The organism is Desulfosporosinus fructosivorans, from assembly GCF_004766045.1.
GTDB classification, from domain to species: domain Bacteria; phylum Bacillota; class Desulfitobacteriia; order Desulfitobacteriales; family Desulfitobacteriaceae; genus Desulfosporosinus; species Desulfosporosinus fructosivorans.
On record NZ_SPQQ01000003.1, the window covers coordinates 819,860 to 827,037 of the forward strand.

Annotated in this window: 4 protein-coding genes; all 4 read left to right on the top strand. The window is 36.6% G+C overall.

The features are described 5' to 3' along the window. The first annotated feature begins 179 nt into the window (after positions 1 to 179). The 4 genes from E4K67_RS11930 (at position 180) to E4K67_RS11945 (ending at position 6,476) form a co-directional block, all read left to right on the top strand. Positions 180 to 1,589, top strand: a complete 1,410-nt coding sequence (locus E4K67_RS11930) for a HEPN domain-containing protein (RefSeq protein ID WP_135546837.1) — start codon at positions 180 to 182, stop codon at positions 1,587 to 1,589. Positions 1,590 to 1,714: 125 nt separating this feature from the next. Then, positions 1,715 to 2,803, top strand: coding sequence for a YecA family protein (locus E4K67_RS11935; protein ID WP_135546839.1), 1,089 nt, complete (start codon positions 1,715 to 1,717; stop codon positions 2,801 to 2,803). Positions 2,804 to 3,039: 236 nt separating this feature from the next. Then, on the top strand, positions 3,040 to 4,776 hold the full coding sequence (locus E4K67_RS11940; RefSeq protein ID WP_135546841.1) for a hypothetical protein: 1,737 nt from the start codon (positions 3,040 to 3,042) through the stop codon (positions 4,774 to 4,776). Then, on the top strand, positions 4,773 to 6,476 hold the full coding sequence (locus tag E4K67_RS11945; protein WP_199242522.1) for a hypothetical protein: 1,704 nt from the start codon (positions 4,773 to 4,775) through the stop codon (positions 6,474 to 6,476). The genes E4K67_RS11940 and E4K67_RS11945 overlap by 4 nt, the downstream gene beginning before the upstream one ends. Positions 6,477 to 7,178 lie beyond the last annotated feature (702 nt).

Genomic DNA, 7,178 nt, shown 5'->3' on the forward strand with positions numbered 1-7,178 from the left:
TTTTCCCATTATGTTTATTACATCAAGCTAGACTCACCTGTCCAACTTCACGTAAGGCTAATAATGCGCATCTCGGTAGAGGCCGAATTATAGCAATAATGCGAAACAATGACCCTGCCACTGTACCACGACGTAAGACGCTATTAAGTTGACGCTGTTTAAGAAAGAAGGCATTAAATATGCAAATGAGCAACTATGATGGCATTGCTGAAATTTCAAAAAATAATAGGGTGCCGTTTCACTTTGAGAATGGGGAAATAGAATTCTATCACGGCGGGAATATCCGCACACTTGAAGAAGGTAAAACTTCAGTTGTCGGGCAATGCTATACAGCTTTAACTGGCGGTATGGTATATTTTCACCTTCCGACACCACTCGTAAATTATTGTGCTATGAATTCTACAGACGAATTAGGTAGGCATCAAGTTCGCGCAATATCAATGGGAAATATTAAGCATAATGTCGACTTTTATATCGAGAACTATGAGGAACAATCAGAATTTACTCAAATGCGATTTGCTTTCTCAGAATTAGACTATTTCCTGCCTTCCAGCAATGCTTGTAGCTTATATGGAACTGAAGGCAATTTGACCGATTTGATGTTCTCCAGAACACCAAAAGAAGTAGTGGAATTTTCGTTCTATTATCTGGAACGCATGATTAATTTTACCTTGCGGATCTATGCTGAAGGGAAGTGTGGTACCAGAAGCACGGCGTTGACTAAGACAGAGCTATTGCTTAAATTTGAAAAGACAAACGATCTTGACTTTTTTGTTAGATTGTTTGAATTAGTGAACGATGTCTTTTGTTTCTTATGTAATCGTAGGAATATTACTTTACATAGTGTGACTCTTGATGGAGAGCGGATTCAGAAGTATCCCCTTCATAAGGATCGAAAAACCGTTATTGATGAACGACCCGTCAAAACTTCTCAGACGCTTGTTATCATAAACAAATATAAGGATAACTGGGAAAGTGAAAAAGTCATCCAAAAAACAATCCGATACACAGCTTTATCAGCAAGATTTGAACAATTGTTTTTAATGTTTGTAAACAACAAGGTGTCAGTATTCAGCGTTCACTCATCCATTGCTGCACGCAATTTGATAGATTTGAAGCAATCTCTTCATATTACAGCGGCATTAGAACATTACTACAGAGAATACATTCCTGATACACCATCTGAGGATGCAATAGAGTTTTACGACGAAATTAAAACTTTGCTTCAGGAATATGCAGAAAATCATACTGGGAAGAAAAAGAAAAAAGCCAAAAGCCTTATTAAAGGAATTTCCCCAGAACCATCCTTAATGGATAAAATTTTGAAAGTATATAGAGGTTGTCCTGAATGGACTGGCTTAGATTCTGTTTTAGATGAGTGGTTTGGAAGTCAAGTCGATGACTTGGCAGAGGTTGCAAATGAATGGCGCAACGAACTTGCCCATGAGAAGGGGAAATATGAACCCGATAAGCGTGTTGTATCAGCTATTCGTCTTGTAGAACATCTGAATTATTGTATTGTACTTAGGCAAGCTGGATATTGCGACCAACAGATCAAAAAAATTCTTGAAGATTTATTGGTAAGGTAGCCAACTAAATCAATTTCAAATAACAATGTATGGCAATAACCGATTAAATTCTGGTTATGTCTAAAAGACGGAGGATTTAAGCGGATATGAATTATACTAATTCAAAAATTTAAGGTGGTTGGCAGATGAAAATCGGTCGTAATGAACAGTGCCCTTGTGGCAGTGGAAAAAAGTACAAAAGATGTTGTTTAATTAAGACTGAAGAGCAGCGATTAGCCGAGGCAGTTACGACTTCTATGCAGAATATAAAAAACGAGGCTCGAATAAAAAGATGCCTTTATCCCAATCAAAATGAATGTAGTGGCAAGATTGTAAAAGACCACGCAATTCAGAATAATCGAATACTCAACAAGATAGCAGAAAAAGGCATGATACTTACTCTGGATGGTACGTCTCATTATATGTTTCAAACATCAGAGATAAAAGGGCGTGGTGTTGCTACGACCTTTACTGGATTTTGTTCTTACCATGACAAAACTCTTTTTCAAGATATTGAGGATAAGGATTTCACGGGAAGTAAAAAGCAAATTTTTTTATTAACATACAGGACTATGGCTTGGCATTATCACAAAAAGCAAGAACAGACAAATGCTGCTTGCATTCACTTTGAAAAGATGTTTCAGCAAGGATATGATTTAGCCAAGTCAGACGATTTTATTGAATACCTCACAGGCTTGAAGTTAGGATTAGCAGATAATGAAAGAGAAAAAGAGATATTTGACGAAGCCTTATTGAATGAGCAGTACGGCGTTATAAGTTCTTGGACATGGGAAATCCAATACGAAATAAGTAGTGCTGTATCAATGATGACTGAACTTGAACAAGACATTTACGGCAAGCGAATCAATGATTTGGAAAAAGACATAGATGTAAAAAACATATATCTCAATATTTTCCCTGCAGAAGGAAAATCTTTTTGCATTTGGTCTTGGTTAAGCATCTACGATAACGCATATAAAGGGTTTACTGAACAATTTTCAAAGTTAGATAGTAGAGATAGAGAAAATTATTTTAATAATAAGCTTCCTCGTTGGACTGATTCCATTGTTATATCTCCTCGACTGTGGAAAAAGTGGGGTCCGGGAATACAGGAAGCACTAATTGCCCATGCAAATTTTGATATACTGTATCGAATGAGGGAAAAAGAAGATAATAATTACGCATATACATACATGGATACACCATGGAATTTTTTTGAGAATATCTCGATGTGAAATAGGCGATATTCCAGCAAAGACCTTCTTCCATAGGACAACGACTCATTATAAATGCACTAATCAATATTATACACGCAGATGAAATTCAACTAATGTTTATTACCGACAAGTCCTGACAAGTTGTGAATTGCACATTATCCATAATACCAATAAGGCTAAAATAAAAGTTCAGGATGCTTGTGGATGCTGTTTAACAACATAAAGCTACATAAAGAGTATAAAGGTGAGAGATTATGGGAGAAATTAGAGAAAAACTTATTAATGCTTATCTACAGGGTGATCTCTTAAAAATACTATGTGAAGCAAATTTGAATAACATAGATAATAGAAAATTTATCGGAAAAGAAATTGCTATCTTACATAATGAAGGTGAAATTGATGCGATTGCAGAGTTTCGTCAGTTTTTATTAAACTTAAAGGGAAGGGAATTACGCTTAATTCGTGATATTTTTAAAGAGGCATTGCCTGAGATAAATGCTTCTGTCGCTTCGGTGATGGATTGTATTAAGCATCTTGCTACGGAAAGCAGTAACGATTTGGCAAGAAGATCGTTATTTGAACCATTTATAAAATATTGTGAAGCAGACTCCAGACGACCCGAAGAGGTACTGCATATTGTAGAAAGCAACAATGACAAAATGCTGGATTTTATTGTGCCTGCTATTATTGCTGGTTCTAATTCGGAGCTTTCTAAATATATAGCTATAGTAATTGCACTTACTCATCACGTAAAACAAGGAGTTCGAGTGCGTGCAGTTGATGCCCTTGGAAGAATAAATTATTGTAATAGTATACCTTTAGTGGCTGACGCGCTATGTGCCTTGGATTGTGTTATTCAATCAGAACAAGATGATTATCTACTTGGCACAGGAATAAAATCAGCGTTTTCACTCTATCTTGCCGACAAAAATATAGAAAATGATGTTGCCAACCTAATTAATGTAGCTTTATATCACAAAGGAGAATTATCCCTTCATGCAGCTTCTGAGGTATTAGCTTTTAACACAGAAAAAATTTCAGATGTGCTTTTTGATATAATGTTGGATGCCCTTAAGTTTACTAAATCTCAGAACAAGGATACGTTAGAAAATATCGGCTTTGGTTTACTACATCTTGTAAAAACTAATCAGGAAGAAAAAGCCTTCTCATTCCTTGAAAGCCTATTGATTCAAAATGATGGCGACTTAAGTATCTTGGCTGTTGAAAGTCTAATTCATTACATGTATTTTGATAACCGGCAAATATTAAATGAACTAGCAACACGTTGGTTTATCTCAAAAAATATTTTGCTTTGCAGCGCTATAATGGATATTGTTGGCTTGGGTTATGAAGATGATATTGTTCTATTAGCTAACACCCATCAAATTGAAGGTCAACCCGAGGGGCCATACTTATTTGCGGCTAGAAAAGCTATCGGCTGGTTGTTCACTAATCCGGTTAGTTGTGTCAGTTTTATCGTGTCTCTTATTGACGCTTCCAGTAAAGATGAAGCTGAGCAAATAACCGACTTATTATTTGACCCACTTTTAATTAGCTATCCTGGGAAGGTAAAGCAATACCTCGAAAGCATATTGTTATGCCAATCGCCGAAGGTTCAAAGCGTATTAAATACTTCGCTTGCTAAGTTAGAAAGTTACCATGTAGATCTAAAAGCAGCGTGGAATATACCTGACTTATTACCCTCTCAGGCTCAACGTGAAACACACTTAAGGCTCATGAATCGTCAATTTACGGATTCATTTAATGAAGCCCAAAAGAGCTCTATCGTAAATCTGATTTGCTCCAAGTCAGTTCTTTTATATGGTCGAAAGTCGATTAATTATGTTCATTATCCAAATGCTCAGATACAACGAATGGAAGTTCCTCTACATAGTTTTGGTCATTCTATTGAATATCCCAGCCTTAATAATATTGATCCACATGGCCTCGAATACATGTTGAGGGTTTTTCGTGCCGAGGGGTGTAAATGATGAAACTTATTATTAAAGAGTATTTAGCGTCTTTAAAAGAACGAGGTGAGCTAGATGCTATACTACCTGACCTTTTAAGTGAAATTGGTTTTAACGTCTTCTCAAGTTCTGGTCGTGGAACGCGACAAGATGGTGTTGATGTGGCAGCAACAGGTTGTCTAAATGGGGATATAGAGAAGGTCTATTTGTTCTCAATTAAAGCTGGCGATTTGACCAGAACTACATGGGATAGTGCTGCAGTCCAATCTTTACGACCTTCACTTAATGAAATCATCGATTCATATATTCCAAACCGGCTTCCGAGTGAACATAAAGATAAGCCCATTGTTATTTGTTTGTGTTTTGGAGGAGAAATTCTAGAGCAAGTTAGAACGGATGTCGAAGGATATACAAAAAGTATTTTAAAAAATGGCATAGAGGTTATACAGTGGAATGGAGATAAGTTAGCTGAACTAATTTTATCAAGTTTTTTAAGAGAGGACTTGCTTCCAAAAAGTTTCCGTTCGATGCTTAGAAAGTCACTGGCATTATTGGATGAACCTGAAGCTTCTTACAAACACTTTGCTGATCTTATCAAAAACTTAATTCAAACCAAAACTGACAGAGTCGAAAAAAAAGTTACGGTTATCCGGCAAATTAATATATGTCTTTGGATTCTATTTGCTTGGTGTCGTGAAGCAAATAATATTGAAGCGGCATATCTTTCCAGCGAACTTACGTTGTTGCATGCGTGGGAAATTGCTAAGCCTTTTCTAGGAAAGAAGACAAGAGTTGCTAAAGACATTTTCAATACGGTAGAATCAATACGGGGGGTATATCAGCTCATATGTACTCAATACCTAGAAAGTAAGATACTGCCCTTTACAGATAAGCGCCATGCTTTGTCTAGTGCTGTAAAACCATCATGCAAAGTGGATGTGAACCTAAAACTATTTGATGTACTTGGCAGGGTTGCTATGGGCGGGATTTGGACACATTGGCAGATTCAATTGATTCCAAAAGAAAATATCGAATTGCGTGACCAATTGATAAAGGAAGTACAAAGATATTTTATTGCCATGAAACAGCTCATATCCAATAATCCGATTTTACTATCCCCTTATAAAGATGATCAGGCAATTGAAATTGCAATCGTTACTTGGTTTTTAGCCCTTGACTCGCGTAATTTTGATTTCATTCATTCTTGGTTATTAGAGGTTATAAACCGCGTTCGATTTAATTTTAATATACATAGTAATTATCCTTGCAACCTGAGCGCATATTATGAACTTATTGAGCATCCTATTGAAAAATCTGAAGCATACCGAATTGAAGTCACAGCAGGAAGCGTTCTCTATCCTACAGTGGCGGCATTTTCAGGTTTATTTGGTTTTAATGATATTTATTATGAAATACAAAGTTTTAAAGAGGAGTCTTTAAGACACTGTAATTTTCAATTCTGGTATCCTGATGAAACATCAGAAGAACAGTTCTATACAAATAAATCTACGCATGGTGCAACCCTATCTAATGTATGTGTTGAAAAAACCAAAGAAGATTTTTTGGACCAAATATTCAAGGAATGTCAACAGAATTCAGACTTTAGGGATATGTCAGCAATGAAGTATGGTTTATGGCCCTTATTATTTATTGGATGTAGGCATTATAGACTACCAATACCTCTGCATTTTTTAGAAATGTTTAAGTCGAACAAACAATAAAGGAAGACCCAATCAGCTTTCCATTATCCATATTTTCACTAGATTGAAATAGATTAATTAGGCATTATGGAAGGCCAATATACTGTTTGATAAGACCAAACATAGTATAGAATCGAAACTAATTCTGCAAATGGATTAAGTTCCGATAACTGATATTGTTGGTCTGCCAAACACGGCTGTTAGAGAGATCCCGATTCATGACCACCCCGCAGGCCAGATACTCATGCACACGAAATCCACTACCTCATTAAAATATAACTGCAACCGTTGCAACCGGCGTTGCAACCCGATCCAAAAAATGCAGTATGATTAAGTACATGGCTAAATCTAAAAACCACAGAATCCGCCATATGACTGTATTCTGAGATTCGTCAGTATAGCTCAGGATATCTTTTAACTCACTCGTAATGAGCAGGTCGTCGGTTCGATTCCGACCATTGGCTCCACTGGAAACGTAGACACCGCAAGTGATTGCGGTGTTTTTGTGTTTAGTGGAATTGGCTCATTTTTACTTATCGTTGCAACCCAATTTTTTACGTCGTTGGCGACGCTATTTTTCTTTTTCTTTGGTCTTAAGTGGCCATCTATTTCAAGGCTGCTTTTTCTTTTAGTTTTCTTTAGACTGAATAATCCGGAGCAAAATGAGCTACTATTCCGGACCACGAGAGCCACAATTCCGGAATTTCAGAGCATACCTTCTGG

Coding starts and splice junctions, on each gene's coding strand:
- E4K67_RS11930 (WP_135546837.1), top strand. CDS start 180: ATGCAAATGAGCAACTATGATGGCATTGCTGAAATTTCAAAAAATAAT.
- E4K67_RS11935 (WP_135546839.1), top strand. CDS start 1,715: ATGAAAATCGGTCGTAATGAACAGTGCCCTTGTGGCAGTGGAAAAAAG.
- E4K67_RS11940 (WP_135546841.1), top strand. CDS start 3,040: ATGGGAGAAATTAGAGAAAAACTTATTAATGCTTATCTACAGGGTGAT.
- E4K67_RS11945 (WP_199242522.1), top strand. CDS start 4,773: ATGATGAAACTTATTATTAAAGAGTATTTAGCGTCTTTAAAAGAACGA.